We start from the raw sequence: 26219 nt of genomic DNA, 5'->3' as shown, positions 1-26219 counted from the left end.
CCGCCAAATTCTGGCGGGCCTTTTAAAATGAAAGGCGAACCTTAAGCAGCCGAAGTTGCTTTGTTTTCGGTCAGCCATTTTTTGACGGTTTCTGGCGACGATACGCCATATGGGTCTTCGCCGTGGTTGTCGCACAGGCCTGGCTCTTCGAACCATGCTTCGACAACGCCGTCGTTTACGATGGCAGCATAGCGCCACGAACGCAGACCAAAGCCCAAGTTGTCTTTGCGCACCAGCATACCAACGCGGCGGGTGAATTCGCCCGAACCGTCTGGGATGACTTTGACGTTTTTCAGGCCCTGATCCAGCGCCCATTTGTTCATGACAAAGCTGTCGTTGACCGACATGCAGTAAATTTCGTCAATGCCCAGATCAGCGAAATCTGCGTGGCCGTTTTCAAAACCAGGCAGCTGGTAGGTGGAACAGGTCGGGGTGAACGCGCCTGGCAGCGAAAATAGGATGACGCGCTTGCCTTTGAAGTAGTCGCCCGTTGTTTTGTCTTCCCAACGGAATGGGTTTGGACCTTCGATCGATTCATCACGAACGCGGGTGTGGAATGTAACTTCGGGAAGTTTGTAGCCTACTTGCATCAGAAAAACTCGCTCTGCTTATAGTGTGGCGGGCCGTTTGATACGGCCCGATTGGATGGGGATCGAAACGCTAGTTTAGAACCATTCGATTCTCGGTCGTTTTAACCGATCCGTTTTTTGGGCAAAAGGAAGTTTGCTGCATTGCGGCTAATTGCAATGCAGCATTTCGTTCAATGCATGGAATTTAGGCGTGATCAGGCGGTTTCGGTTCGGCGCGCCTTTGGCGAAATTTCGGCAACGACGACGACCATCAGCCCCAGCAACACGGACACGATCGGCATACCCAGCGACAAAACAATAGATGAATCATCGGACAGCTGAACCCAATCCGCGCAGGTTTCATCGGCATAATACAGCGTCGCTTTCATCGCGATAAAATGCATAGACGCGATAGCGCCGCCCATCAACACAGCGCCCAAAAAGATCGGCAGCATACCCGATTGTTTACCCAGTAGGGCATCAATAATCTGGCGCGATGACAGCGCAATGGTTGCCAAGACCACCACGATGACGACGGACAGCAGTACGATTTCAACGCGGAAATACATGTAGGCATTCGTCAACATGCCCGCCATTCCGACATAGTGCATGACGCCGATCCCCGCGCCGAACAAAACTCCGCCCGACAATGTCGTGACAAAGCTATGATTTTGGTTCGAAATAATGCCCATGGCCAGACGGCTCGCAAAAATAACAGGGACGAGCGACAACAGCGTGACCCAAGGGCTGTAGTAAACCGGTTCGGGCAGTTTGAACGCATTCATGCCGACGAAATGCATGGACCACGCACCAACGCCCAATGCCACAGCACCAGCCCAAAGCCATTTACCGCGCTGGTCAAACCGTTCCGATTTCCGAAGCTTGTATGCGATTTCCAGCGCAACATATGCGCCAACAATCGACAGCATCAACGAAAGAGGCACCAAATTCAGATTATAATGGCCTTCCATCGTTGATGGCAGCGATTGACCAGGTAGTAGAATGCGGATGTGTTCAAGCATAGCGCGCCCCTTGTTCGTCGTTAGCGGACGATTTGAACTGCTCTAGCCGCAGTCGGACATCCTGACTTTGTTCTTTTAATCTGTTGGCCGCTTTGCTGATTTGTTCTGTCCGTTCCAGATCGTTCATCGCAGTTCCCGAGATCAGGTTGGACGTATCATTCGCCACATCAACAGCGTTTTTCTGTTCATTGATGACCGCGTCGATCCGTTTGATATCGCGGTCGGCAGCGGCAACATGTTCGACGATTTTCCCAAACGCGTCGCGCGTGGTTGTCGCGGCTTTGCGGCCCAATTCGGCACGATCCAATGACTGCGCGATCAGCTCGGCGCTGCGGTTTGCGGCATCTGCGGACCGGCGCGCCAAATCGCCGACTTCGTTGGCAACGACCGCAAACCCTTTGCCGTGGATGCCGGCTCTGGCGGCTTCGACATTGGCATTCAACGCAAGGATTTTGGTCTGGAAAGCGATGTCGTTGATGACTTCCATGATCTTTGCCAAATCTGCGGCTGTGTCCGAAATTTCAGACATGGCCGTCACCATCATGTCGACTTCTTTTTCGCCATCAATCGCAGATTGGCGCGCTTGTTTCACCGAAGCCCCGACCATTTGGGCCGCATCGACGGCGGCGGCGGCTTGACTGGCTGTTTCGGTCAACATGGCAGACAGCTGATCCACCGAAGAGGACCGCGTATGTGAATCGCGGGCCAAATCGACCGATGCATCAGCCAAAGAATTCGACATGCTTTCCATTTGTTTGGCCCCGATGGCCGTTTTGGTCACAAACTCTTCGAACACTTTTAGCATCTGGTTTGATGCTTTTGCCGATTGACCAACTTCGCATTCGCCGCTGACAGGCACGCGGTATGACAGGTCTTTTTCCTGCGCGACTTTGGACAGCTGTTGGTACAATTGGGTCAGCGGACCAACCATTTTTCGGATGATCAGGGTCGTCACGAACAACACGGCAAGGGATGTGAACTGCGCAATCGACGCGAAATTTGCGATCGCATCATGGCGAATCTGGGTGGCCAATTCGGCCCCAATCGCACCCGATGCTGCAAGCGTTTCCACCCATCTTGTGACCGAGAAATAGTTTAATACCGCCGTGATCGCTGCGCTGGCGATGGTGAGGCAGAATAAAAGAATTGGCAATTTCAGTGCTATGCGGGCGTTTTTCATAGAGACCTGCTGGTTTTATTTGGCAGGTAAACGAACGGCCCATTTTTCGCTTTTTTTAGAAATTCCCTGTAATTTACTGCCGCGTTTGACGCATATCTGCCATTCGTTGCTATCCGGCGTAAAACCGCGTAGATTTCCGCCGAATTTGCGCCGGAGGAGCCACACATGCGCGACCTAAAGATTCCACAGCAACGCCATCCGGAAAAAGCCCATCGCCCGGATAACGCGCAGCCGAAAAAACCCGACTGGATTCGCGTCAAGGCCCCAACCTCTGCTGGTTACAAAGAAACGCGCGATATCATGCGCGAAAACAAACTGGTCACCGTCTGCGAAGAGGCCGGCTGCCCGAACGTCGGCGAATGCTGGAGCCAAGGCCACGCCACCATGATGATCATGGGCGAAGTCTGTACCCGCGCCTGTTCGTTCTGCAATATCGCAACCGGTAAACCACCAGAGGCGCTGGACGTGTTCGAACCGGGCCGCGTTGCAGATGCGGTCCAGAAACTGGGGCTGAACCACGTTGTTATTACCTCCGTCGACCGCGACGATATCGAAGACGGCGGCGCTGAACATTTTGCGCAGACGATCCGCGCTGTGCGTCACCGGTCTCCGAACACGACGATCGAAATCCTGACGCCCGACTTTTTGAAATGTGATCCTAGCGTTCTGGAAACGGTCGTTGCGGCGAAACCCGATGTGTTCAACCACAACCTGGAAACTGTTCCGGGCCTATACCCAGAGGTTCGCGCAGGCGCCCGCTATTTCCACTCGCTTCGTCTTTTGCAGCGTGTCAAAGAAATCGATCCGTCGATGTTCACCAAATCCGGCATTATGGTTGGCCTTGGCGAAGATCGTCAGGCTGTTTTGCAAGTCATGGATGACATGCGCGCCGCCGACATCGATTTCCTGACCATCGGTCAGTATCTTCAGCCAACGCCGAAACACCACGCCGTGGATCGATTTGTGACGCCCGAAGAATTCGCATCCTACGAAAAAGCCGCCTACGGCAAAGGCTTCCTTATGGTCTCCGCCACGCCTCTGACGCGGTCGTCCTACCACGCAGGCGACGATTTCGCGCGCCTACGCGAGGCTCGGAATAAAAAACTGGGCTTAGCTTAACGCCTGACCGCCGCGCCGCAAGGCGCGGCCACCCCCAACGCGCAACTAGGGCGTAGCCCGACGGGGCGGGGCGGGAGCAGTCCCTAATCTTGGATGAATTTCACGGCGCCGATATAGGGCAGGTTTCGATTACGCTGGGCGAAATCGATGCCATAGCCAACAACGAATTCATCGGGGATTTCAAACCCGATCCAATCTGCCTGAAACGGAACTTCGCGCCGGATGGGTTTGTCTAACAGCGCGATTGTTTTCAAACGGGCAGGGCCGCGCGTTTTCAGATATTCGGTGACGCGCGATAACGTGTAACCACTGTCTACGATATCTTCGACGATCAATACATCGCGCCCCTCGATCTGGCCGCGCAAGTCTTTTAGAATACGCACTTCTCGGGTGGTTTCCATGCCATCGCCGTAGGATGACGCTTCTAGAAAATCGACTTCAATCGGTAGATCAATTTCGCGCACCAAATCGGCGATGAACACAAATGACCCGCGAAGCAAACCCACCACAACCAGCTTGTCGGTGTCTGTAAATTCCGCTTCGATTTCTTTGGCCAAATCTTCAATCCGCGCCGCAATCGCTTTGGCAGAGATTAGAACATCGATGACATAGGGTCTGTCTGGCATGGATGGCTCCTTTGTGGCGCTGTTAGATTGGGCTTTGCGGTTCCCCTTTGTCAAAGATAATTGGCCAATTGTAGCCAATCGCCGCATCCGCGCCCCTTGCGTCCATTGCGTCAGCACGTAAATAAAGCAGCGCACGATAAAAAAGAGCTGCCGATGCCTCAACACGCCGAGACGAAATTCCTGCCGTATACCCCCGAACAAATGTACCAACTGGTCGGGGATGTTGCGAATTATCCAAAATTCCTACCTTGGACGGCGGGCGCGCGAATTCGATCTATCACCGATCACGGTGACCACAGTGAAATGTTTGCGGATCTTGTCGTCTCGTTCAAAGTGTTCCGCGAAAGCTTTGGCAGCCGCGTTTTACTTTGGCCTGACTGCAAAAAGATCGAAACAGCCTATATTGATGGGCCGTTCAAATATCTAAATTCGGTTTGGAAATTTGATCAGGCCGAAGGTGGCTGTCATGTGTCGTTTCGCGTGGATTTTGAATTCAAATCCAAACTTCTTCAGGGCGCTGCGGGGATGTTTTTCAACGAAGCCATGTCGCGGATCGTCGCGGCGTTCGAAAACCGCGCCAAAGAATTATATGGTTAAATGCAAAACGGCCCCGCAAATTGCGAGGCCGTTTTATTAGGTCTAACGTGATCTTACGAATTCAATTCGTAACCACGTTCGCCGTGTACTGCCAAATCCAGACCGTTGGTTTCGGTTTCTTCATCAACGCGCAGGCCAAAGATCGCTTTGACAACGTAGATGATGATCAGGGTGCCAACGATGGTAAACACGCCCACAACAGCCAGACCGGTCAGCTGAGCCGCCCAAGTTGCACCGCCAAAGACCGCGATCATGATGGTGCCGAAAATACCACCAACACCGTGGACCGCGAAAACGTCCAACGAGTCGTCGATTTTCAGTTTGTCGCGGATCAGAACAACGGCTTCTTGGCACAGGATACCTGCAACGCCGCCGATGATCAGCGCTTCAACCGGGCCAACAGAACCGGCAGCTGGGGTGATCGATGCCAGACCAGCGATCGAACCGGTGACGATCGAAACCAGCGACGCGCGGCCAAATTTGATGCGTTCCCACAGTGCCCAAGTCAACGACGCGGTCGCAGCCGACAGGTGGGTGACCGTGATTGCCATCGCAGCCGATCCATCCGCAGCCAATGCCGAACCGCCGTTAAAGCCGAACCAGCCGACCCACAGCATGCCCGCGCCGACAAAGACTAGGCCAGGGTTGTGCGGAGGCGTATGTTTGGTTTTGCGTGGGCCCAATACGAGCGCTAGCAGAATTGCCGCCAGACCAGCAGTTTCGTGCACCACGATGCCGCCCGCGAAATCAACAACGCCCATTTCAGCCAAGAAACCGCCACCCCAGATCCAGTGAACAACGGGTGCGTAGATCAGCAGCATCCACGCTGCGGAAAACGCCAGAACAAAGCCAAAGCCGATGCGTTCGACATATGCACCCACGATCAGCGCAGGCGTGATAACAGCGAATGTCATCTGGAACGCAAAGAACAGGATTTCAGGGATTGTGCCGGACAGGCTGTCTGCATCGACGCCCGTTAGGAACAATTTGGACAAGCCGCCCCAGTATGCTCCTTCGCCACCAAAGGCGATTGTGTAACCTGCGATCATCCACAGAACGCTCATCAAACATGCGATGGCGAAACAGTGCATGAACACACTTAGTACGTTACGAGCGCGCACAAGGCCCCCGTAAAATAGCGCAAGGCCGGGCAGTGTCATGAACAACACCAAGGCCGTTGCAACAAGAATCCAGGCGGTATCCGCTCCGTTCATTGTCCCACTCCTATAGGTTTTCCCATTCTTTGAGGGGCCAAAAGGCGGATTTTGCCCGCTTAGGAAAGCGGCAATGTGGTTTTGGTGTGCTAATTTATGCGGCAGTTTGCGTATTGATTAAAATTTAATCAGATAAATAGGCCTGTGCGCACATATTAATCGCATTGGGTATCAATTGTGTCGATTAACAACTGCAAAGCGTGGTTTTTCGCAGCTTCGCGGACGCTTTGCCTTCCGATTGCGCCGAATTCAATCGTTTCAACTTTGACGTACTGCCCAATTACTACGCCAAAACAAACTCGGCCTTCGGGTTTGAATTCCGAACCACCGGGGCCAGCGATGCCGGTGATAGATACGGCCATTCCGGCGTTCGAATGCGCGACAGCGCCCAGCGCCATTTCGCGCGCGACTTGGCAACTGACCGCGCCGTGGTCAGCCAGTGTTTGACCATTCACGCCCAGCATGTCGATTTTTGCGTTGTTCGTGTAGGTGACAAAACCGCGGTCCAAAATGGCCGAACTGCCAGGGATGTCGGTGATGGCAGCCGAAACCATACCGCCCGTACAGCTTTCTGCGGTGGCGATCATAATGCCCTTGGCTTTGGCTTTGGTCAGTAGGGTTTCAGCTAACGTCATTACATAAGCACCAGATGCGAAAACGCTGCCAACGCGCTAGAGGTTATCGCAGCAAAAACGCCCGCGATGACATCATCCAGCATCACGCCCGTCGCGTCGCCGCGTTTGTCCGCCGTGCCAATCGGGCCCGGTTTCCAGATGTCGAACAGGCGGAACAGAACAAAGGCCGCGATCCAACCGGGCCATAGGCGCGTGATGTCCGCACCCATCATCGTCGCACCAAAAACCACAGGTAGCAGCGCAATCCATTGCCCCACGACTTCGTCAATGACGACTTCGGATGGGTCATGGTCGGCTTTGCCTGCGGTATAGATCGCGGTCGCTTTAATCCCGACAATATAGGCCACAATAATCATAGCAGCGATTAGAACCGCACCGCCTAGTTGATACAGAAACCAAGCCAGCGGCAAAGCGGCCAGCGATCCCCATGTGCCGGGGGCAGGGCGCATCAGCCCAACGTAAGCGACGGTTGCGACGGGTTTGGCCCAAGCGGTCATGATTTCACCAATGTTGCTGTTGCGATGGATGCGATGCCTTCTTCGCGGCCGGTAAAGCCTAGGCGTTCGGATGTCGTGGCTTTGACGCTAACGCGGTCAGGGTCCAATCCCATTATGCGCGCCATTTCTGCCTTCATTGTCGGGCCATGAGGTCCAATTTTTGGGCGTTCACAAATCAATGTGCAGTCGACATGGGTAATCGTGTACCCGCGTTCGCGCGCTAACGCACAGGCATGTTCCAGAAAAATATGGCTGGCTGCACCTTTCCATTGCGGGTCCGTCGGCGGGAAATGTTGGCCAATGTCACCGTCGCCCAGCGCGCCATAGATCGCATCGGTCACGGCGTGCATCCCAACGTCAGCGTCTGAATGGCCTTTTAGTTTCTTTGTATGGGGGATTTTGACGCCGCACAGCCAGACGTGATCGCCGTCTTCGAATGCATGTACGTCGTATCCGTTGCCTGTTCGGATATCCATATTCGTCCTTAATATCATCTCGGCCCGTGCAAAATCGTCGGGCGTGGTTATTTTCATATTGGCTTCATCGCCTTGGGTTATGCAAACATCAATGCCTGCAAGGCGTGCAATTTCGACATCGTCCGCCGCGTCCTGCGTCGCGGTTTCATGCGCATTTAAGATTGCTGAATAGATAAAGCCTTGGGGTGTTTGCGCGCGGTATACTCCGGATCGGTCTTGTGTATCCGTTACAACGCCATCCACACCGCGCCATAGCGCATCGGTCACAGCCATTGCTGGTGCGGCCGCATCGTGTACGTCCAACGCGGTTATCACGTCATCAATCACGCGGCGCGGGGTCAATGGTCGTGCGGCGTCGTGGATTAACACTTTGTGTGGGGCAATGTCGCGTAGGGCGTTCAATCCCGCCAGAACGGATTCAGACCGCGTCGCGCCGCCCGCCACCAATATGCAGTTTGTAAATTCCGCCGCGCGGTCGAAATCGTCGGGATGTAAAACCACCACACAATGATCGCATGTGTTAAATCGTTCGATCGTTCGGGATAATATCGTACGCCCATCCAGCAGTTGCCACTGTTTGGGGATGGGCCCGCCAGCGCGGGTGCCGCGGCCTGCGGCAACGATGATCGCGGCTATGGTCATCTTGGCCTCTTATAAACTGTGAACGATCTTTAAGCCGTCCGTTGGTGACAGGCAAATCCTGATAGGATGTCGGGCTGTTTGATTAATTTTTGTGCAATTGCGTCCAATTGATCAAAAAAAACACCCAGTTTCGTTGTGGCAGGTGCCGCAATTGTCTAGATCACTATCGAACGCACAACAAATGAGCAATTCCTTGCGAATTCGTGATTCCCTAAATATCGGCGATGTTGCTTTGTCGCCGGTTGTCGCTTTGGCCCCTTTGGCGGGCATTACCGATTTGCCGTTTCGGCAGCTTGTCGGTCGTTTTGGCGCGGGATGGGTTGTGTCGGAAATGGTCGCAAGCCAAGAAATGATCCAAGCCAAACCCGGCGTCCGTGAAAGGGCAGAGCTGGGCTATGATCAAGCCAACACAGCGGTCCAGATTGCAGGTCGTGATGCCTATTGGATGTCCGAGGCTGCAAAGTTGATCGAAGCAAATGGCGCCCGTCTGATAGATATCAACATGGGGTGTCCCGCGAAAAAGGTGACAAACGGGTATTCCGGTTCGGCTTTGTTAAAAGATCTGGATCACGCGCTGACCCTGATCGAAGCGGTCGTCGAAGCCGTTGATATTCCAGTCACGCTAAAAACGCGGCTGGGGTGGGACGACAATCTGTTGAATGCGCCGACGCTGGCGGAACGTGCCGAAAACGCAGGGATCAAATTGATTACGATCCATGGACGCACGCGATGCCAATTCTACAAAGGCTCTGCCGATTGGGCGGCGATTGCCAATGTGCGGAACGCGGTTTCCATTCCCGTTGTGGCCAATGGCGATATTGTCGATGCGCAAACGGCCCAGACGGCGCTGGATCAATCAGGCGCGGATGGCGTCATGATCGGGCGCGGCGCCCAAGGACGCCCATGGCTACTGGCGCAAATCGCGGCCGAATTGGCAGGGCAAACACCGCCCGACACACCGACAGTTGAACAAATTATCGATTTGGTTTCAGAGCATTACGAAAAAATGCTTGGTTTTTATGGATTAGAATTGGGTACGCGCGTCGCGCGCAAACATCTGGGGTGGTATATGGATAACGCCAATCCAACTGCAGAGTTGCGCCGTTCGGTTTTGACCGAAAAAGATCCGGCAAAGGTATTGGCTTTGCTGCCTGACGCGTTGACCCCGAACACTCAGGTTGCGGCATGATTAACGACCAGAATTTATGGAATTCCTTGCCCGTCCCAGCGCTGCTGCTGGGCGGGGATGACACGATATTGGAAAGCAACCCATCGGCGGAAAGTTTTCTGAACTTGTCGTCGCGGTCATTGGTTGGGTCCAATGTCTGGGACAAGGTCATGGTGGACGCCCCGATCGAAGAAGCCTTTGAACGTGCCCGCGCCAACAGATCGTCCTTGTTCGTGAACGACATTGATGTCGGGTCGGGTGAACGCGCCCCCATGCAGTGCAACATTCAGTTTGCGCCGCTACAGGGCACCGCCGACGGTATGCTCATGATGATTTCGCCCCGTGAAATCGCAAGCCGCATGACGGTGAATACGTCATCCAACAAGGCGGCAAAATCAGCCATCGGCATGGCCGAAATGTTGGCGCATGAAATTAAGAACCCGCTAGCTGGCATCACGGGTGCCGCGCAGTTGCTATCGATGAACCTAGATACCGAAGATCAGGAAATGACCGACCTGATCGTCGATGAATGTCGGCGCATTGTGAAATTGCTTGAACAAGTCGAACAGTTCGGCAACCTGCGTCCGCCAGTTCTAAAGCCCGTAAATATTCACGATATATTGGATCGCGCGCGCCAGTCTGCCTCGGTCGGGTTTGGCGCTCATATGCTGTTCGTCGAAGATTACGATCCGTCGCTTCCTTTGACGATGGCGGATGCCGACCAGTTGCTACAGGTGTTTTTGAACCTGTTGAAAAACGCATCAGAGGCAGGCGGGGCAGGCGGGTCGGTACGGCTGCATACGTTCTATGATGCATCCCTGCGGGTACGCAGAAACGATGGAACGCATGCGCGCCTGCCGCTGCAGGTCGAAATTATCGATGATGGTCCCGGGTTGCCGCCAGAAATCGCCGCAGATGTTTTCGAACCGTTCGTTTCGGGCCGCGAAAACGGCACGGGGCTTGGGCTTGCGTTGGTTTCGAAACTGATCGGTGATGTCGGCGGCTGGATTTCGGTCGACTCTGTTCCGGGCAAAACAAAATTCCGCATCTCTTTGCCAGTTGCACCAAATGATATTCAAATAAGTGATGGAGACCAATAATGGACGGCACAGTACTAGTCGCTGACGACGACCGCACGATCCGCACGGTTCTAACCCAAGCGTTGACCCGTGCTGGCTGTAAGGTGCATGCGACATCGTCGTTGGTCACATTGATGCGTTGGGTCGAAGAAGGCAAAGGTGATCTGGTGATTTCCGATGTCGTCATGCCAGATGGTAACGGTCTGGAACAATTGCCAAAAATTGCCGAAGCACGCCCGGGCCTGCCTGTGATTGTGATTTCGGCGCAAAACACGATTATGACAGCGATCCAAGCGGCCGAAGCGGATGCCTACGATTATTTGCCGAAACCATTTGATCTGCCCGACCTGATGAAACGCGCCGCCCGCGCGTTAGAGGTCAAGCGCCGCGCCCCAACCGCGCGTGCCGAAGGCGAAGACCGCAAAAGCGACCTGCCTTTGGTCGGACGTACCAGCGGCATGCAAGAATTGTATCGCCTAGTTGCGCGTGTCATGAACACCCAACTGACCGTTCTGATCACAGGCGAAAGCGGTACGGGCAAATCTCTGATTGCGCGATCGGTGCACGATTTGTCGGATCGACGCAGTTTGCCGTTTGTGGTTGTCGCGCCAGGTGACCTGCAAGGGATGGATGGTCCATCTGCTGTTTTGTCCCGTGCCAAAGGTGGGTCGATTTTGTTCGACGAAGTCGGTGATATGGACCACGATAGCCAAGCCCGCATCGTGCGGATGCTGGATACTTTGGGCGAACACGCGCCGCGCATCATGGCGACATCGCAGGCTGACCTGATGTCGCGCATGGAGGCTGGAGAGTTTCGCGAAGACCTGTTCTATCGTCTGTCAGGCGTCACAATTAATGTGCCGTCGTTGCGTGAACGCGTAGACGATATTTCGTTGCTGGCGGATCATTTTCTGGCGCGCGCTGAACGCGATGGCATGCCGGTGCGTCACCTGTCGCAATCCGCGCTGGATTTGGCCCGCGCCTATAGCTGGCCCGGAAACGTGCGTCAGTTGGAAAATGCCATTCGCCGTCTGGTCGTCACCGCCGCCGAAGAGGAAATCACCAGACCAGAGATGGAATCGATCCTGAACAGCCAACCCGCGATGGAACCTTTGCGCAGCGGCGATGCAGGCGACAAATTGTCGGCGTCGGTTGCAAAACACCTGCGTCGCTATTTCGACCTACATGGCGGTGTGCTGCCGCCTCCTGGTTTGCACCAGCGCATTTTGAAAGAGGTGGAAACGCCGCTGATCGAAATCGCATTGGATGCAACGGGCGGTAATCAGGCTAAATGTGCCGATTTGCTGGGGATCAACCGCAATACTTTGCGCAAAAAGATCACAGAGCTAGATATCCGCGTGACACGGCGCCGTAAGTTGATGTAAATTCGCCACACAACAGTTGCGAAAGAGTCGCACGGCTTTTCGCAATTAAAAAGGCGGTATCGGGCAAAGACCCGAAAGTTACAGGACGAACGAGTGTACCATTCCCTATTGGGATCATGGGCTGCGCGGTTCAACCGTTGGCGGCGAAAACGCATCGTCCAGAATGCGGCGACTTTGGGTCTGGTGATCCTTGGGCCTATTCTGGTTGCGCTGACGTTTGTCGTTTTGGGGCCGTTGGATCAGGGCGCCAGCGATAATATCCTGCGTCTGACTTTGCTGGCCGACTTTATCTACATCACGGTCGTTGCCGCGTTGGTCATGCAGCGCGTGGCGAAAATGGTATCCGCGCGCCGCGCACGGTCGGCTGGGTCTAGGCTCCACCTACGTTTGACGGGCGTATTTGCATTGCTTGCGCTGATCCCAACCGTGTTGGTGGCTGTGTTTGCGGTTCTGTCCATCAACATGGGGCTAGAGGGGTGGTTTTCCCAACGTGTGGGGACCGTTCTGAACAGTTCGTTGGCGGCCGCGCAGGCGTATAAAGACGAACATCGTCGTGAATTGACGCGCGATGGCATGGCGCTCGCGGCCTATATCAACCAACAGCGGCAAAATACGCCCTTTATGACGGATGGCGAAGTCCGCGAAGCTTTGGCCGCGGTTCAGGCAACCATCGACCGGTCCCTGACCGAAGCCTTCGTGATCGATAGTGCAGGGGATTATCGCGCCCGCGCGGTTGGGTCATATGAATTCGATCTGGAACGCCTGACGCCTGATCAAATTGCGCTATCAGATGAAAACGGCATCTTGATCATCGAAGACTGGGATAACAACGAATTTCGGATTGTCATCCCGCTAGAAAGTTTTCTGGATCGCTATCTATATGTCAGCCGCGCGGTTGATGGGGATGTGCTGAACCTGCTGGATGAAACCGAACAGACCGTCACGCTGTACAACCAGCTGGAAAACGAAAGAGGCAGGTTGCTGTTCGAATTCGGTCTTTTGTATCTGGGATTTGCCGTCATTTTGATCCTAGCGGCGATTTGGCTGGGGCTTTGGTTTGCCGAACGTTTGGCGCGTCCTGTTGGTCGATTGCTGACCGCTGCGCACCGCGTGGGCGAAGGCGATTTGAACGTCCGCGTGCCAGAGATCGTGGGCGATGATGAAATCGCTATTTTAGGACGTGATTTCAACAAGATGACCGCTCAACTTAAGGCGCAGCGCGACACCCTGCTGGAAAATACCCACCAGATCGAAGGCCGCCGCCGTCTGTTCGATTCCGTGCTGAGTTCGATCACATCCGGAGTTGTGGGATTGGATCCCGAAGGCAGAATTACATTCGTAAATCGGTCTGCCCAACGGCTACTTGATATGCATAGTGGTCAGCAAAATGTGGCCTTGTCCGTGGCTGTCCCAGAGTTTTCCGAGCTTTTGACAATGCTGCGCGATGAAAGCCGCGAAGTTGTCCAAGATCAGGTCAATTTGATCCGGTCTGGTAAACAAGAAACGCTGCTGGTGCGCATGGGCACGCGGCGCAATAGCGACGGTGCGTTAGAAGGCTACGTTGTTGCATTCGACGATGTGACGGACCTAGTCACCGCACAGCGCACTGCCGCATGGGGCGATGTTGCGCGCCGTATTGCGCATGAAATCAAAAACCCGCTGACCCCGATCCAATTGTCGGCGGAACGGATCAAACGGAAATTTGCGCCAAAAGTCGGCGAAGAGTCGGATGTTCTGGAACAAATGACTGCCGTTATTGTGCGTCAAACCAATGACTTGCGGCGCATTGTTGATGAATTTTCCAAATTTGCCCGAATGCCCGAACCGCAAAAGGTTAACCATGATCTGGGCGTGATCTTGCGCGATATCATCACGCTGCAAGAGGCCGGTCAGCCGGATGTTACGATCCGCAGCGCGATCAGCGATACGCCTTTCGTGGCGGATGTTGACCCTGCCATGATCGGGCAGGCGCTGACCAATCTGGTGAAAAACGCTGGCGAAGCGATCGAGACCCGAAAAGAAAGACAAAACTCGAATTTTTCCCCTGAAATTCGTATCGCTATGACGCGTATGGATGATCGGGCAATGATTACGATTTCTGACAATGGCATTGGCCTACCCGAAGATCGGGCGCGGCTGTTCGAACCCTATGTGACCACCCGTGAAAAGGGCACAGGTCTAGGGCTGCCTATTGTAAAGAAAATCCTAGAAGAACATGGCGGTAGCCTACACCTAGAGGACGCGGACCCGTTTGATGGCGCGTCGCATGTGGGGGCCAAAGCCGTCATTACAATCCCTGTAACGCCTGTGGATCAGGCCGCACAGATAGTACCAGCATGAGGGCCTTATGACTGATATCCTGATCACAGATGACGAACGCGATATTCGCGAACTGATTTCGGACATTCTGAAAGACGAAGGTTACACCACGCGCTTGGCCGCAAATGCGGACGAATGCATGGGCGAAATTGCCAAAGAAAAACCGGCCCTGATGATTTTGGACATTTGGCTAAAAGACAGCCACATGGACGGGATCGATATTCTGACCAAGGTCAAAAAAGAACATCCCGAAATTCCGATCGTGATCATTTCGGGCCACGGCAATATTGAAATCGCGGTCGCTGCGATCAAACAAGGCGCCTACGATTTCATTGAAAAGCCATTCAATATCGATCAGCTGCTGGTCGTTATCAAACGCGCCATGGAAACATCGCGTTTGCGCCGCGAAAATTTGGAACTGCGCCGTGCAGATGGTCCTGTTGGGGAAATGCTGGGCGATAGCGCTGCGTTCCGGATTATGAAATCCAATTTGGATAAAGTCACCAAATCGAACGGCCGCGTTATGCTGACCGGCGGCCCCGGTGTCGGTAAAGAAGTCGCAGCCCGCTATATCCACAGCAATTCCAACCGCGCCGGTGCGCCTTTCGTTGTTGTCACGTCCGCATCGATTGATCCTGACAATATGGAAAACGTATTGTTCGGTCGTGAAAGCGCAGAAAACGGTGTCGAGCCCGGTTTGCTGGAACAGGCCAATGGCGGCGTCATTTATTTTGACGAAATTGCTGATATGCCGTTGGGCACGCAGTCGAAAATTTTGCGTGTTCTTGTCGACCAGAAATTCAACCGTGTTGGCGGAACGGAACTGATCGAGGTTGATCTGCGGGTTATCAGTTCGACCAACTGTGATCTGGTTGCAGAGATCGAGGCAGGCAATTTCCGTCAGGAATTGTATCACCGTTTGAATGTCGTGCCGATCGACATCCCAGCATTGGAGGAGCGCCGCGAAGACATCCCCATGTTGGCCGAACATTTCATCGCGATGTTCAACCAGACCCAAGGGCTACCTTTGCGCGAATTGGCCGAAGACGCCCGTGCAATGCTGGAAACGATGGTTTGGCCTGGAAACGTGCGTCAGCTGAAAAACATGGTCGAACGTGTTTTGATTTTGGGCGACAGCGACGAACCGATCAGCGCCAAAGAATTGCCAAGTTCGGAAGAAACGACCAGCGAAGAAGGGCGCGTTGTTTTGTCGGGCGCTTTGGCGACATTGCCATTGCGCGAGGCGCGCGAATTGTTCGAACGGGAATACCTGCTGACGCAAATCAACCGTTTCGGCGGAAACATCAGTCGAACAGCTGCGTTTGTCGGCATGGAACGGTCGGCATTGCACCGCAAGCTAAAATCGCTGGGCGTGGTGACCACGAATAAATCAGGTAACCGCGTTGCCGAAATTGGGTAAAGCTTACAGCTCCATCGCCTCGATCAGCAGACCCAGCGCTTTCGCGCTGGTTTGCACAGCGCGTTCATGCGGGTGATTGCAGGCATCGCGCAGCGTTAAATACCCTTCGGGGCCGCAGACGCAGGCCAAAGTGCAGCACAGATCCTTATACGCGCCGCCAAACCGTGCGCGCACAGGGGAAACGGCCTGTTCGATGATGGACATACGATAGGCCGAAATTGGTGACGCAACCTGAGTGGGTTTGTCGTTAATCGCCGCTTGTTCCTGACCTTTGGCCAGACACAGACGATAGCCCGCTTCGTTGTCGCGCACAAAATCCACCATAATCTGATGCGCCAATAGCAATCGATCTTTGACCGTCATCGCAGGCGTTACGCGTTTTTCGAACATTTCCAATAGGTTCTGGGTGTCATCCAGGTCGTGAAACATCACGGCTTCTAGTTTCATGGTTTCGGGATCGGGAAAATACCGATAAGCCGTTGCCGTGGAAATGTTTGCGTGGTTCGCAACGCGGGACACAGAAATTGATTCACCTTGCGCCATCAATTCGCGCGTTGCTGCCAATAATTGTGTGCGGGTGCGCATTTTTTGGCCGATACGGCCGCTAGACAAGACATTTGCACGAAAACTTTCCGACATGGATCACCTAAAACTTTTTACTAAAAACTAATTGTCGTCTATATTGCACGTATAACGGGAAACAGCATGCCGCGATTTCTGGTTTCTTGTCAATAAGCTGCAATTGACGGTGTGGTCAGGTTCTGCCACTTGTTGGCAGATTGTTACGAACCGGCAGGAACGAAATGAAAGTCATTATTTGCGGCGCAGGTCAGGTTGGTTGGCAGATTGCGCGCCACTTGTCTTCGGAACGGAACGACGTGACGGTCGTTGATAACAATCCTGAATTGGTACGCCGCGCGACTGAAACTTTGGATGTGAATGGTGTGACCGGCCACGCGTCCTATCCTGATGTTCTGGATCGGGCAGGGGCACGGGACGCGGATATGATTATCGCTGCGACCCATTCTGACGAAGTCAACATGGTCACCTGTCAGGTCGCGCATTCGGTTTTCGCCGTGCAGCGCAAAATTGCGCGTCTGCGCGCGCAAAGTTACCTGACGGCGCTATATTCTGACCTGTATCGACGCGATCACATGCCGATTGACGTTGTGATCAGCCCCGAACGCGAAGTCGCAGAGGCCGCTTTGCAGCGACTTGCTTCTCCTGCTGCGTTTGACACCGAAAATTTCTTTGACGGTCGTGCGCAGTTGTCGGGGATCACGGTTGGCGACGATTGTCCGGTCATCAATACGCCATTGCGCCAGTTGACCGATCTGTTTTCGACCCTGCAAGCCATCGTTGTCGGCATTCGCCGCGAAGGCACGTTATTCGCACCATCGCCCGCTGATCAGATTTTTCCGGGCGATGATGTCTATGTCTTTTCACGGACCGAAGACGTCGATCGTACGCTAGAGGTGTTCGGCAAGAACAACAAAAAACAAGAGCGTGTCATCGTGATTGGTGGCGGCAATGTCGGTCTGGCGGTTGCCAAAGAACTAGAAAGTCGAACCGACCGCGTTCGCGTCAAAGTCATTGAAAAAAGCCGTGAACAGGCCGAAATCGCAGCGGATGCATTGGAACGGACCATCGTTTTGCACGGTGATGGCCTGAACTCTGGCCTGTTAGAAGAGGCGAACGTCGGCAGCGCTGACGCGGTTCTGGCCGTGACGGACGACGATAAAACCAACATGCTGGTAGGCGTGCGCGCGAAATCATTGGGCGCAAAAATGTCGATCTGTTTGACGAACGATCCAACCTTGGTGCCGTTGATGGGGCCATTGGATATCGATGCCTACATCAACCCGCGCGCGACCACCGTGTCATCGATCCTACGCCATATCCGTCATGGACGGGTGCGTGCAGTATATTCCATTGGCGATGCCGAAGCGGAATTGATCGAAGCCCACGTTCTGGGGACGTCGCCAATTTCTGGGGAACGTATCCGCGATGTCGGTTTCCCCGAAGGCGTTTTGATCGGCGGCGTCTATCGTGATCGGAAATACCTGAAACCACGCGGTGACCTGCGGATCGAAGAAGGCGACATCGTCGCAATTTTCGCCATGGCGGATGATGTTCCTGGAGTTGAACAGTTGCTTCAGGTTGCGATCGACTTTTTCTAATGATCAAGCGGATAACATCCCTGCCGTTCTTTGTGCTTTTGATGGGCGTATCAGGCTTGGCTATGATGGGCCCGGCGATCCATGCGTTAGGCAATAACGAATTTCATATCGCGCGGACGTTTTTCTACGGCGCGATCCTGACACTGATTTTGTGTTCGTTGATCGCGATGTCGACATGGGACAGGCCGCCGCGCCGCATCGCGCGCAGTCATTTCATCACGCTGGTGTTTTCGTTTGCGTTGCTGCCCGTTCTTTTGGCCATCCCATTTCACGAAGCCCACGGCCGCACCACGTTTTTTGATGCGTGGTTTGAAATGGTGTCTGATTTCACGACCACCGGATCAACTTTGTACGACAGCCCATGGCGGGTGAATGCGTCGCTGCATTTGTGGCGGTCTATTGTCGGGTGGATGGGCGGTTTGTTCGTCTGGATCACCGCTATTGCGATCCTTGCTCCGATGAACTTAGGCGGGTTCGAGGTGCGTAGCGCAGGCAACCGCAGCCGCATCATCCAAAGCTTTGTCCAGATTGCACGGGTTGCTGACACGTCAGAACGGCTCACAAGGTATGCGGTGAAATTTACGCCGATCTACGCTGGTCTGACGTTTGTGTTGTGGCTGGGTCTGATGGTGGCGGGCGACAGACCATTTGTCGCACTGTGCCATGCGATGGCGACCCTGTCCACATCGGGCATTTCACCAGTTGGTGGGCTATATTGGGCTGAAAGCGGTATTTGGGGTGAAATCCTAATCTTTGGGTTCATGTTCTTTGCTGTGTCCCGTTTGACCTTTAGTCAGGACACCGTTGACCAAGTACGGGGCAAAATATGGCGCGATCCTGAACTACAAATGGCGCTGATCCTCATTATACTTGTACCAACCGTTTTATATCTGCGCCACTTTGCCGGTGTCGTCGAAGGCGAAACCGCCACTGGGATGATGGACGGGCTACGGGCGCTGTGGGGCGGGCTGTTCACGACATTGTCGTTCCTGACCACGACCGGTTTCGAATCCAAAGCATGGGGCGCAGTCACCGATTGGTCGAATCTATCAACGCCCGGTTTGATGCTGGTGGGTCTGTCGTTGATCGGCGGCGGCATTGCGACAACCGCGGGTGGGGTGAAATTGCTGCGCGTCTATGCGTTGTTCCGTCATTCCGAACGCGAATTGGAAAAACTGGTCCATCCGTCGTCGGTCGGTGGTTCAGGGCAAGAGGCACGCCGCATTCGCCGTCAGGGCGCCCAGATTTCGTGGGTCTTTTTCATGCTATTCGCGCTGTCGATCATCGCAATCATCGTGGCGCTGTCGTTGACCGGTGTTCAATTTGAAAATGCCATGGTTCTATCGGTCGCGGTTTTGTCGAATACAGGCCCGTTGGTTGAAACCGCAGCCGAGGCGCCGATTTCCATTTCGGGCGTCCCGCCGATGGCCAAAACGATCCTTGCGGTGGGCATGATCGTAGGCCGGCTCGAAGCTTTGGCGATCATCGCGCTGTTCAATCCGGACTTCTGGCGCAAATAAGCACAGCAAATCTCTGATTTTTGGGCTGGAAACTCTGGATTACGTTGGACATAGTGGGCGTATCGATAGGGCCGGTCCGCGGCCACAAGAATAAAGGATAACGATAATGGCGGCCGACAAGCAGAATCTTCAGGATGCCTTTCTGAACCATGTGCGCAAAGCAAAGGTATCTGTAACAATCTTTCTGGTGAACGGTGTCAAACTTCAGGGTGACATTACCTGGTTCGATAGCTTTTGCGTACTTCTACGCCGCGATGGAAAATCGCAGCTGGTTTACAAAAGCGCTATTTCGACCATCATGCCGGCTGCTCCGATCAGCCTATACGACGGCGAAGAATAATTGACTCTAGAAACTGAACGGCCCGCGACGCGGGCTTGGGTACTGCATCCCGATATTCGCAGTGACCGTGATCGCCGTGCTGCTGGCCCGGCGTTAGAAGAAGCTATTTCCCTAGCGGCTGCTTTGCCTGCATTAACGATCATCGGATCGGATATCGTTCCGCTGCCCAAAGTGCAGCCCGGTATGCTGTTCGGATCCGGCAAAATCGAAGAGCTGCGTCAAAAGTTCAAACTAGAAGAAGTTGAACTGGTTCTGGTCGATAGTCACCTAAGCCCCGTCCAGCAACGCAACCTTGAAAAAGAGTGGGGCGTTAAGATTCTGGATCGGACTGGTCTGATTTTGGAAATCTTTTCCGATCGTGCCCGCACCCGAGAGGGCGTTTTACAGGTCGAAATGGCCGCGCTGTCCTATCAACGGACGCGATTGGTGCGGGCGTGGACCCACCTTGAACGTCAGCGTGGTGGTTTGGGCTTTGTCGGTGGTCCGGGTGAAACACAGATCGAGGCAGACCGCCGTGCGATTGATGAACAGCTGGTGCGCCTGCGCCGTCAGTTGGACAAGGTGGTCAAAACCCGCGAATTGCACCGCAAATCACGGGCCAAAGTGCCATTTCCGATCGTTGCTTTGGTTGGCTATACCAACGCTGGCAAATCGACGCTGTTCAACCGTCTGACTGGGGCCGATGTGTTTGCCAAAGATATGCTCTTTGCGACACTGGACCCGACCATGCGCCGTGTCGAATTGCCAAGCGGCGAAGAGATAATTTTGTCGGACACCGTGGGTTTCATTTCGGACCTGCCAACAGAATTGGTCGCCGCGTTTCGCGCAACGCTAGAAGAAGTGTTGGATGCCGATTTGATCGTCCATGTCCGCGACATCAGTCACGAACAGACCGAAGAACAATCAGAGGACGTCCATGCGATTTTGAACAGCCTTGGCATCGGAGAAGAATCCCCGATGATCGAAGTCTGGAACAAGATCGACCTGCTGGACGCCGAAGGATCAGATGCGGTTCAGGCTCAAGCGGATCGCCGCGACGATTTGTTTGCCGTCTCTGCGATCGAAGGCACGGGATTGGACCGACTGCTGGCTGCGATTTCGATTAAACTACGGCCGAACCACACAACCGAAGTGATCGATCTGCCGTTTAGTGCAGGTAAAAAACGGGCGTGGTTGTTCGGGCAGGGGATCGTGGACGATGAAATTCAGACCGAAGATGGGTATCGACTGACGATTACCTGGTCCGAGGTTCAGAAAAACAAATTTGCTCAGCAATAAAAAAGGCCCGCATTTGCGGGCCTTTTCTTTAACTGGCGCGGATCGCTTTGATCCAGAAATACACCAATATGATTGATACGATGGCGTTCCAGCCGGGCATCGAAATGCCGAACAGTTCCCAGCTGATTTGATCGCACATGATCAATTTCGGTCCGCTGTCGACGGATAGTAGATCCGCGGTCGACATACCCGAAATGCCGCTACCACCGCTGGTGCAGGATGACGGGCCTTCCCAATAATCGTGTTCGACACCAAAGTGATAGATGCCGATCCCTGCGGTCACCGCCGCTGAAATCGCACCCAGCGCCGGAAAAATCCATCCGCGTGTCAGATAGGCCAGGACGCCCAGCCCAATCGCGATGGCGTGGGGCCAACGTTGCCAGATGCACATGGCGCAGGGTGGCAAATCCATAAACCTTTGGAATATGACCATGGCCCCGAACAGGGTTAGGGCCGATCCGCCTGCTGCGATGACGATGTAGTGTTTGCGTGTCAGTGTCATAGGAATTTCAATAGGTAGAAGCCGCCAATCAAAAGCACGCAGAACACCACGAACACAAGCCCCAGACGACGTTCGATGAAATCACGAATAGGTGTGCCAAATTTCCACAACAGCCCCGCCACGATAAAGAACCGCAGCGCGCGGGCGATGATGGCCGATACGATAAACGGGACCAGCGCAAACCCCAGCACACCCGAGGCGATCGTAATAACCTTGAACGGGAAGGGGGTCACACCCGCAACCAGAACGGCCCAAATACCGTAGCTGTCGAATTTGTGTTGGAATTCTAGGAAATAGTCAGCTTTGCCATAAAATTCGAGGATCGGCAGACCAACCGATTCATACAGTCCGTAACCGATGTAATATCCCACCAGCGCGCCCAATACCGACGATATCGTCGCGACCGCTGCAATCAGGAACGCGCGGTTCGGACGTGCGACGATCATGGGAATCATCAAAACATCCGGTGGAATCGGGAAAACCGAGGATTCGATAAATGAAACAAATGCCAGAGCCCAAAGCGCATTCGGGGATTCTGCCAGCGAAAAAGTCCAATCATATAGCTTACGTAGCATCAAACCTGCCTATAAATATTAGGTTCTGTTAGGCCACGAACAAACAACATAGGTCAAGCGTCGCTTTGGCCGTTGACGCCACCAAAAACCCTGTGTAGATCACACGCCACTGGCCGGTGTGGCGGAATGGTAGACGCAGGGGATTCAAAATCCCCCGATCCTGGATCGTGAGAGTTCGAGTCTCTCCACCGGCACCAGTAAATCCCTTACATGTTGAATTTGTGAAATTTTGATTCTCGTCAAAGGATCATGCGCATTGCGCGTGGTTGCTGCATTGGCTGATCAATTTACGATTTAATCGGAAAATGTACCATTTTTGGAAACAGTGTACGGATGCGCACATTTTTTCGCCATAAATTTTAACGCAAGGTTAATGGCCTATTTTCCGGATCGCGGCGGATCGATTTTTCAACATAACTCAACTCTGAAATGTTGCAGCGCAGCGGAAAAAGTCCGTTTTTATTGGTTTTTTTGTACATCGCGCCCATTTTCCAGCAAAAACAGGCGCACGGAAAACGGTAGCGCCATACGCCTATAGTTTATCCCTTTGGGTAGTCGCACATAGCCATGTGACAAATTTTGAACATTTTTCCCTTTTTCCAGAATATCCCTTCGGATACATAGGTACTGCCCAAACTGGGGGGCAAATGGCCGAATGGGGCGGCCATGATCGTTACTGCTATGACGATCGAATATTTGGTGTCTGCGAAAAGGTGTTTCCTTTTTGCTTAAATGAACAACTGCGGTTGGGCGGGGGCCTGACTGCATAGGTTCGGCTGAGTATGCCTCATTGGCTCTCATCCGGGTCTTAACGCTGCATGGTCTATGGACCGCAGTGGGCAAATGGAGAGTTAAAGATGACCTGGTTTACGCTTGATTGGGCGACCTGCCTTTGGGGTGATACAAAAACCTACAATGGCGATTGGGGCAAAATGGACTGCAAAACGTCCTCGACCCACTCGACGTCTACGTACAGCTACAACGGTGAAAACTGCGTTGATTTGGGATCGAAAAGTTCTAACACGATCAACGTCGATTTTGACTGCAACGTAGATAACGTGTCGTTCAACCTATACGGTGTGAACCTTTCCGATTGCGGTTCGAAGGTCGATGTCATCTTTAAAGATGCATACGGCAAAGTCATCGACGCGAAATATGAATGGATTGATGGCTGTGTCAAAGTGACCTGTGATCAACCCGTAAAATCATTCGATGTATGCGGCTACAACGACTGCCATGGCGTCAAAGTCGGTGAAGTACAATGTGCACCTCTGCCCACGGGTGATGGCATTGTCGAAGGTACCGCAGGCGCAGACATCATTGACGCGACATACATTGGTGATCCCGATGGCGATTTGGTTGATAGCATAGATGCGATCCTTTCCGGTGAAATCGGTGATGACGATATCATCGTGGCAGGTAGTGGCGACGATGTTGCCATTGCTGGCGCTGGCAATGACGAAGTCTACGGCGGCGGCGGTTCCGACGATCTGTCGGGCGGCGCAGGCAATGACGTTCTGATCGGCGACGCGATCAATGGCGCCTATGGGTCGCCAGAAGGCACCACCGAAACCGTTCGCGAAAGCTTTAACTGGACAGATGCGCCTGACACCGATGGCCCTGGCACGGTTGATGGCGGCGAAATTCTGGGCAGCTTTAGCCAAGACACCGGCAACACCACTGTTACCTACAGCACCAGCGTAAACCACGGCGGCGCTGTTGTGACCTTTGAATCGAACGAACAAAAAGTTCATTCGATCAACAGCGGCACCGAACAGCTGGATGCGCATAGCTCGTTGGGGTCGAAACTGAACGATCATGGCGACTACGCCGTTCACACGTTGGATTTTGCGGACGAAGTTTCCAATATCTCGTTCCGTATCAACGATGTCGACAACGGCTCTGCTGTTCAGGTTTACGCCTACGACGTCCACGGTAACAAAGTGCCGGTCAGCCTGTCGGCTGGCGGCGGCGTCACCGTTGTGGATTATGACGGTCAGAACGGCGATGCAGAAACCGCATATTCGAACGGCGGCAACAGCGAAGATTGGGACCACCATTATTCGGTTCTGGTCAATATCGAAGGCCCGATCACCAAACTGGAAATCGTGCATTCGCAATACAACGATCACGATAGCGCAGTGAACATCACCGACGTCTATTTTGACGTTGACCCTGTCGTGACAGCAGACACGCTGCCTGGCGATGACACCATTGACGGTGGCGCTGGCGACGACTGGATCGAAGGCAACGAAGGCAATGATTTGCTGATCGGTGGCGCCAATGACGACGTCGTTTTGGGCGGCGACGGCAACGACACGATCATTGGTGACGGCGACAGCAACGGCAACGTTATTCATCAAGACGCAGTTCTGGATTGGACCGACTACACCGCAGGCGGCACCGTGCCAAACGGCGCGACCCAAGATATCGGTGGTGTGACGGCTACCTTTAACTTCGCCGCTCAGGGCAATCACGCCACGGCAGAGGTCGTTAACCTAACGCAATACACCGAAGCAGGCGAAGCGTTTGATACCGCGACCGCTCTGCGCCTGTATGGCGGCGGTGACGGCGGTTCGGCATCGCATGTCACGAACACCTCGACCACGACCATTGATTTTGCTGCGAACACAACAGGTTACACCGGCGAAGTTGAAAATGTGACGTTCCGTATCAACGATCTGGACCTTGGCCCAGATAACGATACCCACAATGATATTGTCACCATTCGCGCCTATGACGCAGATGGTAACGAAGTCCCTGTCACATTCGACGCAGGCGGCAATCAGGTTATTTCGGGCAACACCGTTTCGGGCGGCGACGTGGATACCGGTAATGTATCCACCGCATCCGTAACCGGTTCTGTTCTGGTGTCGATCGAAGGCCCAGTGGCAACGATTGTCATCGATTACGATAACGGCGGCGCAACTGACCAAGCGATCACTCTGACCGATTTCAACATGGAAACAGTGTTGGTTTCTGATGTTGCCGGCAACGACTATCTGGATGGCGGCGCTGGCGACGATATCATCGAAGGCAACGAAGGCGACGACCGTCTGATTGGCGGCGAAGGCAACGACACCATGCACGGTGGCGCGGGCAACGACACGTTCGATGACGTTGAAGGCACCTCCGATGACGGCCTTGGCAACGATGTTGTTTACGGCGGCGAAGGTGATGATGTTGCTTGGACCGGTTTGGACGACGACTACATCGACGGCGGTGCAGGCAACGACCACCTGAACGGCGAAGCCGGCAACGATCGCATTATTGGCGGCGACGGCGATGATGTCATGTCGGGCGGTGATGGCGACGATATTATTGATGACGTTCGCGGCACAGCTGAGGACGGTAACGGCACTGACGTCGCATACGGTGGCGCGGGCAACGACCAAATCTGGTTGGGCCACGACAACGACACCCTATTTGGCGGCGACGGCGACGATACTCTGGGCGGCGAAGCCGGAGACGACTATCTGGATGGCGGCGCAGGTGCCGACATCATTAAAGCTGGTGCAGACGCCGACTATATCATCGGTGGCGCAGGCGATACCGTCTATGGTGGCGCCGCAGGCAATGACTATGACACGCTAGACCTGACCGGCAAAGGTCCATTCTATCTGGACAATGTCACGCCAGACAGCAACGGCAACGGTATCGACGGTACGGTTGTATTCGTTGACGCGAATGGTGTGCCGACTGGCGAAACAATCACGTTTGTCGAGATTGAAAACATCATCGGCGAACAGGTAAATCAGGCTCCAATCGCTGCGGATGATGCGGCCACCACCGATGAAGACACACCCGTCACCATCGATGTTCTGGGCAATGACGTCGATCCAGAGGGCGAGCCTCTGACCGTGACCGAGGCGACAT

At 53.9% G+C, this 26219-nt stretch carries 23 protein-coding genes and 1 tRNA gene; 13 read left to right on the top strand and 11 right to left on the bottom strand.

The genetic code is table 11. The features are described 5' to 3' along the window. Positions 1-41: 41 nt before the first annotated feature. From ACXAGA_RS10280 to ACXAGA_RS10270, 3 genes are all read right to left on the bottom strand, one after another. Positions 42-590 carry a redoxin family protein gene (locus ACXAGA_RS10280; RefSeq protein WP_475117385.1) on the bottom strand — a complete coding sequence of 183 codons (549 nt, stop codon included), beginning with the start codon at positions 588-590 and terminating at the stop codon, positions 42-44. Positions 591-784: 194 nt separating this feature from the next. Beyond that, a complete protein-coding gene (locus ACXAGA_RS10275; protein WP_475117384.1) occupies positions 785-1591 on the bottom strand; it encodes an MHYT domain-containing protein in 807 nt (268 codons plus the stop codon). Beyond that, positions 1584-2771 (bottom strand): methyl-accepting chemotaxis protein, encoded by a 1188-nt coding sequence (locus ACXAGA_RS10270; RefSeq protein ID WP_475117383.1) that lies wholly within the window; start codon positions 2769-2771, stop codon positions 1584-1586. The genes ACXAGA_RS10275 and ACXAGA_RS10270 overlap by 8 nt, the downstream gene beginning before the upstream one ends. A 165-nt stretch (positions 2772-2936) precedes the next feature. On the opposite strand from ACXAGA_RS10270, the gene lipA reads away from it, so the two are divergent. Further along, a complete protein-coding gene (lipA, locus tag ACXAGA_RS10265) occupies positions 2937-3890 on the top strand; it encodes a lipoyl synthase (protein ID WP_475117382.1) in 954 nt (317 codons plus the stop codon). 83 nt (positions 3891-3973) lie between these two features. Here lipA and hpt read toward each other — a convergent pair whose 3' ends face one another. Then, the gene (hpt, locus tag ACXAGA_RS10260) at positions 3974-4516 is read right to left on the bottom strand and encodes a hypoxanthine phosphoribosyltransferase (protein WP_475117381.1); all 543 of its coding nucleotides are present in this window, start codon (positions 4514-4516) and stop codon (positions 3974-3976) included. Between the two features lie 153 nt (positions 4517-4669). On the opposite strand from hpt, the gene ACXAGA_RS10255 reads away from it, so the two are divergent. Next, a complete protein-coding gene (locus ACXAGA_RS10255; protein WP_475117380.1) occupies positions 4670-5113 on the top strand; it encodes a type II toxin-antitoxin system RatA family toxin in 444 nt (147 codons plus the stop codon). Between the two features lie 53 nt (positions 5114-5166). Here ACXAGA_RS10255 and ACXAGA_RS10250 read toward each other — a convergent pair whose 3' ends face one another. The 4 genes from ACXAGA_RS10250 to ACXAGA_RS10235 all read right to left on the bottom strand — a co-directional run bounded on the left by ACXAGA_RS10250 (position 5167) and on the right by ACXAGA_RS10235 (position 8577). After that, entirely contained in the window at positions 5167-6327 is a 1161-nt protein-coding gene (locus tag ACXAGA_RS10250; protein ID WP_086450454.1) for an ammonium transporter, read from the bottom strand. A gap of 155 nt (positions 6328-6482) precedes the next feature. Then, positions 6483-6962, bottom strand: a complete 480-nt coding sequence (locus tag ACXAGA_RS10245; RefSeq protein WP_475117379.1) for a CinA family protein — start codon at positions 6960-6962, stop codon at positions 6483-6485. After that, positions 6962-7459: a phosphatidylglycerophosphatase A family protein gene (locus ACXAGA_RS10240; RefSeq protein ID WP_475117378.1), complete on the bottom strand. Its 498-nt coding sequence runs from the start codon at positions 7457-7459 to the stop codon at positions 6962-6964. The genes ACXAGA_RS10245 and ACXAGA_RS10240 overlap by 1 nt, the downstream gene beginning before the upstream one ends. Then, complete coding sequence (locus tag ACXAGA_RS10235) at positions 7456-8577, bottom strand: bifunctional 2-C-methyl-D-erythritol 4-phosphate cytidylyltransferase/2-C-methyl-D-erythritol 2,4-cyclodiphosphate synthase (protein ID WP_475117377.1); 1122 nt, start codon at positions 8575-8577, stop codon at positions 7456-7458. Before ACXAGA_RS10235 ends, ACXAGA_RS10240 begins: the two co-directional genes overlap by 4 nt. Before the next feature lie 181 nt (positions 8578-8758). Here ACXAGA_RS10235 and dusB point away from each other — a divergent pair, with 181 nt between their 5' ends. The 5 genes from dusB (at position 8759) to ntrX (ending at position 15948) form a co-directional block, all read left to right on the top strand. Beyond that, the gene (gene dusB / locus ACXAGA_RS10230; protein WP_475117376.1) at positions 8759-9766 is read left to right on the top strand and encodes a tRNA dihydrouridine synthase DusB; all 1008 of its coding nucleotides are present in this window, start codon (positions 8759-8761) and stop codon (positions 9764-9766) included. Continuing rightward, positions 9763-10845, top strand: coding sequence for a two-component system sensor histidine kinase NtrB (locus tag ACXAGA_RS10225; protein WP_475117375.1), 1083 nt, complete (start codon positions 9763-9765; stop codon positions 10843-10845). Before dusB ends, ACXAGA_RS10225 begins: the two co-directional genes overlap by 4 nt. Next, positions 10845-12209, top strand: coding sequence for a response regulator (locus tag ACXAGA_RS10220; protein ID WP_475117374.1), 1365 nt, complete (start codon positions 10845-10847; stop codon positions 12207-12209). The genes ACXAGA_RS10225 and ACXAGA_RS10220 overlap by 1 nt, the downstream gene beginning before the upstream one ends. Positions 12210-12302: 93 nt before the next feature. Then, entirely contained in the window at positions 12303-14549 is a 2247-nt protein-coding gene (locus ACXAGA_RS10215; RefSeq protein WP_475117373.1) for a sensor histidine kinase NtrY-like, read from the top strand. Positions 14550-14556: 7 nt separating this feature from the next. Further along, positions 14557-15948, top strand: a complete 1392-nt coding sequence (gene ntrX, locus ACXAGA_RS10210) for a nitrogen assimilation response regulator NtrX (protein WP_475117372.1) — start codon at positions 14557-14559, stop codon at positions 15946-15948. Positions 15949-15951: 3 nt separating this feature from the next. On the opposite strand, the gene ACXAGA_RS10205 is transcribed toward ntrX, so the two are convergent. Next, positions 15952-16533, bottom strand: coding sequence for a TetR/AcrR family transcriptional regulator (locus ACXAGA_RS10205; RefSeq protein WP_475117371.1), 582 nt, complete (start codon positions 16531-16533; stop codon positions 15952-15954). A gap of 218 nt (positions 16534-16751) precedes the next feature. On the opposite strand from ACXAGA_RS10205, the gene trkA reads away from it, so the two are divergent. The 4 genes from trkA to hflX all read left to right on the top strand — a co-directional run bounded on the left by trkA (position 16752) and on the right by hflX (position 21266). After that, positions 16752-18128 carry a Trk system potassium transporter TrkA gene (gene trkA, locus ACXAGA_RS10200; protein WP_475117370.1) on the top strand — a complete coding sequence of 459 codons (1377 nt, stop codon included), beginning with the start codon at positions 16752-16754 and terminating at the stop codon, positions 18126-18128. After that, positions 18128-19648, top strand: coding sequence for a TrkH family potassium uptake protein (locus ACXAGA_RS10195; RefSeq protein ID WP_475117369.1), 1521 nt, complete (start codon positions 18128-18130; stop codon positions 19646-19648). Before trkA ends, ACXAGA_RS10195 begins: the two co-directional genes overlap by 1 nt. Before the next feature lie 106 nt (positions 19649-19754). Further along, positions 19755-19988, top strand: a complete 234-nt coding sequence (hfq, locus tag ACXAGA_RS10190) for an RNA chaperone Hfq (RefSeq protein ID WP_086450465.1) — start codon at positions 19755-19757, stop codon at positions 19986-19988. Then, positions 19989-21266, top strand: a complete 1278-nt coding sequence (gene hflX, locus ACXAGA_RS10185; RefSeq protein WP_475117368.1) for a GTPase HflX — start codon at positions 19989-19991, stop codon at positions 21264-21266. 28 nt (positions 21267-21294) lie between these two features. Here hflX and ACXAGA_RS10180 read toward each other — a convergent pair whose 3' ends face one another. Then, a complete protein-coding gene (locus ACXAGA_RS10180; RefSeq protein WP_475117367.1) occupies positions 21295-21768 on the bottom strand; it encodes a disulfide bond formation protein B in 474 nt (157 codons plus the stop codon). Continuing rightward, on the bottom strand, positions 21765-22343 hold the full coding sequence (locus ACXAGA_RS10175; protein WP_475117366.1) for a YqaA family protein: 579 nt from the start codon (positions 22341-22343) through the stop codon (positions 21765-21767). Before ACXAGA_RS10175 ends, ACXAGA_RS10180 begins: the two co-directional genes overlap by 4 nt. A 112-nt stretch (positions 22344-22455) precedes the next feature. On the opposite strand from ACXAGA_RS10175, the gene ACXAGA_RS10170 reads away from it, so the two are divergent. Together ACXAGA_RS10170 and ACXAGA_RS10165 are read left to right on the top strand one after the other, a co-directional pair. Continuing rightward, positions 22456-22540 (top strand) — tRNA-Leu (locus tag ACXAGA_RS10170). Positions 22541-23200: 660 nt separating this feature from the next. Further along, positions 23201-26219: Ig-like domain-containing protein (locus ACXAGA_RS10165; RefSeq protein ID WP_475117365.1), on the top strand; the 3019-nt coding region annotated here is incomplete at its 3' end.

It is taken from the genome of Marivivens sp. ABH4_498 (genome assembly GCF_056160585.1).
This window is presented reverse-complemented; position numbering and strand designations above follow the sequence as displayed.

What these genes read in the sequence shown, in the direction of transcription:
- ACXAGA_RS10175 (WP_475117366.1), bottom strand. Translation starts at nt 22,343, where the DNA reads ATGCTACGTAAGCTATATGATTGGACTTTTTCGCTGGCAGAATCCCCG.
- ACXAGA_RS10195 (WP_475117369.1), top strand. Translation starts at nt 18,128, where the DNA reads ATGATCAAGCGGATAACATCCCTGCCGTTCTTTGTGCTTTTGATGGGC.
- ntrX (WP_475117372.1), top strand. Translation starts at nt 14,557, where the DNA reads ATGACTGATATCCTGATCACAGATGACGAACGCGATATTCGCGAACTG.
- ACXAGA_RS10275 (WP_475117384.1), bottom strand. Translation starts at nt 1,591, where the DNA reads ATGCTTGAACACATCCGCATTCTACTACCTGGTCAATCGCTGCCATCA.
- ACXAGA_RS10255 (WP_475117380.1), top strand. Translation starts at nt 4,670, where the DNA reads ATGCCTCAACACGCCGAGACGAAATTCCTGCCGTATACCCCCGAACAA.
- ACXAGA_RS10225 (WP_475117375.1), top strand. Translation starts at nt 9,763, where the DNA reads ATGATTAACGACCAGAATTTATGGAATTCCTTGCCCGTCCCAGCGCTG.
- trkA (WP_475117370.1), top strand. Translation starts at nt 16,752, where the DNA reads ATGAAAGTCATTATTTGCGGCGCAGGTCAGGTTGGTTGGCAGATTGCG.
- ACXAGA_RS10270 (WP_475117383.1), bottom strand. Translation starts at nt 2,771, where the DNA reads ATGAAAAACGCCCGCATAGCACTGAAATTGCCAATTCTTTTATTCTGC.
- lipA (WP_475117382.1), top strand. Translation starts at nt 2,937, where the DNA reads ATGCGCGACCTAAAGATTCCACAGCAACGCCATCCGGAAAAAGCCCAT.
- dusB (WP_475117376.1), top strand. Translation starts at nt 8,759, where the DNA reads ATGAGCAATTCCTTGCGAATTCGTGATTCCCTAAATATCGGCGATGTT.
- hpt (WP_475117381.1), bottom strand. Translation starts at nt 4,516, where the DNA reads ATGCCAGACAGACCCTATGTCATCGATGTTCTAATCTCTGCCAAAGCG.
- ACXAGA_RS10245 (WP_475117379.1), bottom strand. Translation starts at nt 6,962, where the DNA reads ATGACGTTAGCTGAAACCCTACTGACCAAAGCCAAAGCCAAGGGCATT.
- ACXAGA_RS10180 (WP_475117367.1), bottom strand. Translation starts at nt 21,768, where the DNA reads ATGACACTGACACGCAAACACTACATCGTCATCGCAGCAGGCGGATCG.
- ACXAGA_RS10220 (WP_475117374.1), top strand. Translation starts at nt 10,845, where the DNA reads ATGGACGGCACAGTACTAGTCGCTGACGACGACCGCACGATCCGCACG.
- hfq (WP_086450465.1), top strand. Translation starts at nt 19,755, where the DNA reads ATGGCGGCCGACAAGCAGAATCTTCAGGATGCCTTTCTGAACCATGTG.
- ACXAGA_RS10250 (WP_086450454.1), bottom strand. Translation starts at nt 6,327, where the DNA reads ATGAACGGAGCGGATACCGCCTGGATTCTTGTTGCAACGGCCTTGGTG.
- ACXAGA_RS10235 (WP_475117377.1), bottom strand. Translation starts at nt 8,577, where the DNA reads ATGACCATAGCCGCGATCATCGTTGCCGCAGGCCGCGGCACCCGCGCT.
- ACXAGA_RS10280 (WP_475117385.1), bottom strand. Translation starts at nt 590, where the DNA reads ATGCAAGTAGGCTACAAACTTCCCGAAGTTACATTCCACACCCGCGTT.
- ACXAGA_RS10205 (WP_475117371.1), bottom strand. Translation starts at nt 16,533, where the DNA reads ATGCGCACCCGCACACAATTATTGGCAGCAACGCGCGAATTGATGGCG.
- ACXAGA_RS10240 (WP_475117378.1), bottom strand. Translation starts at nt 7,459, where the DNA reads ATGACCGCTTGGGCCAAACCCGTCGCAACCGTCGCTTACGTTGGGCTG.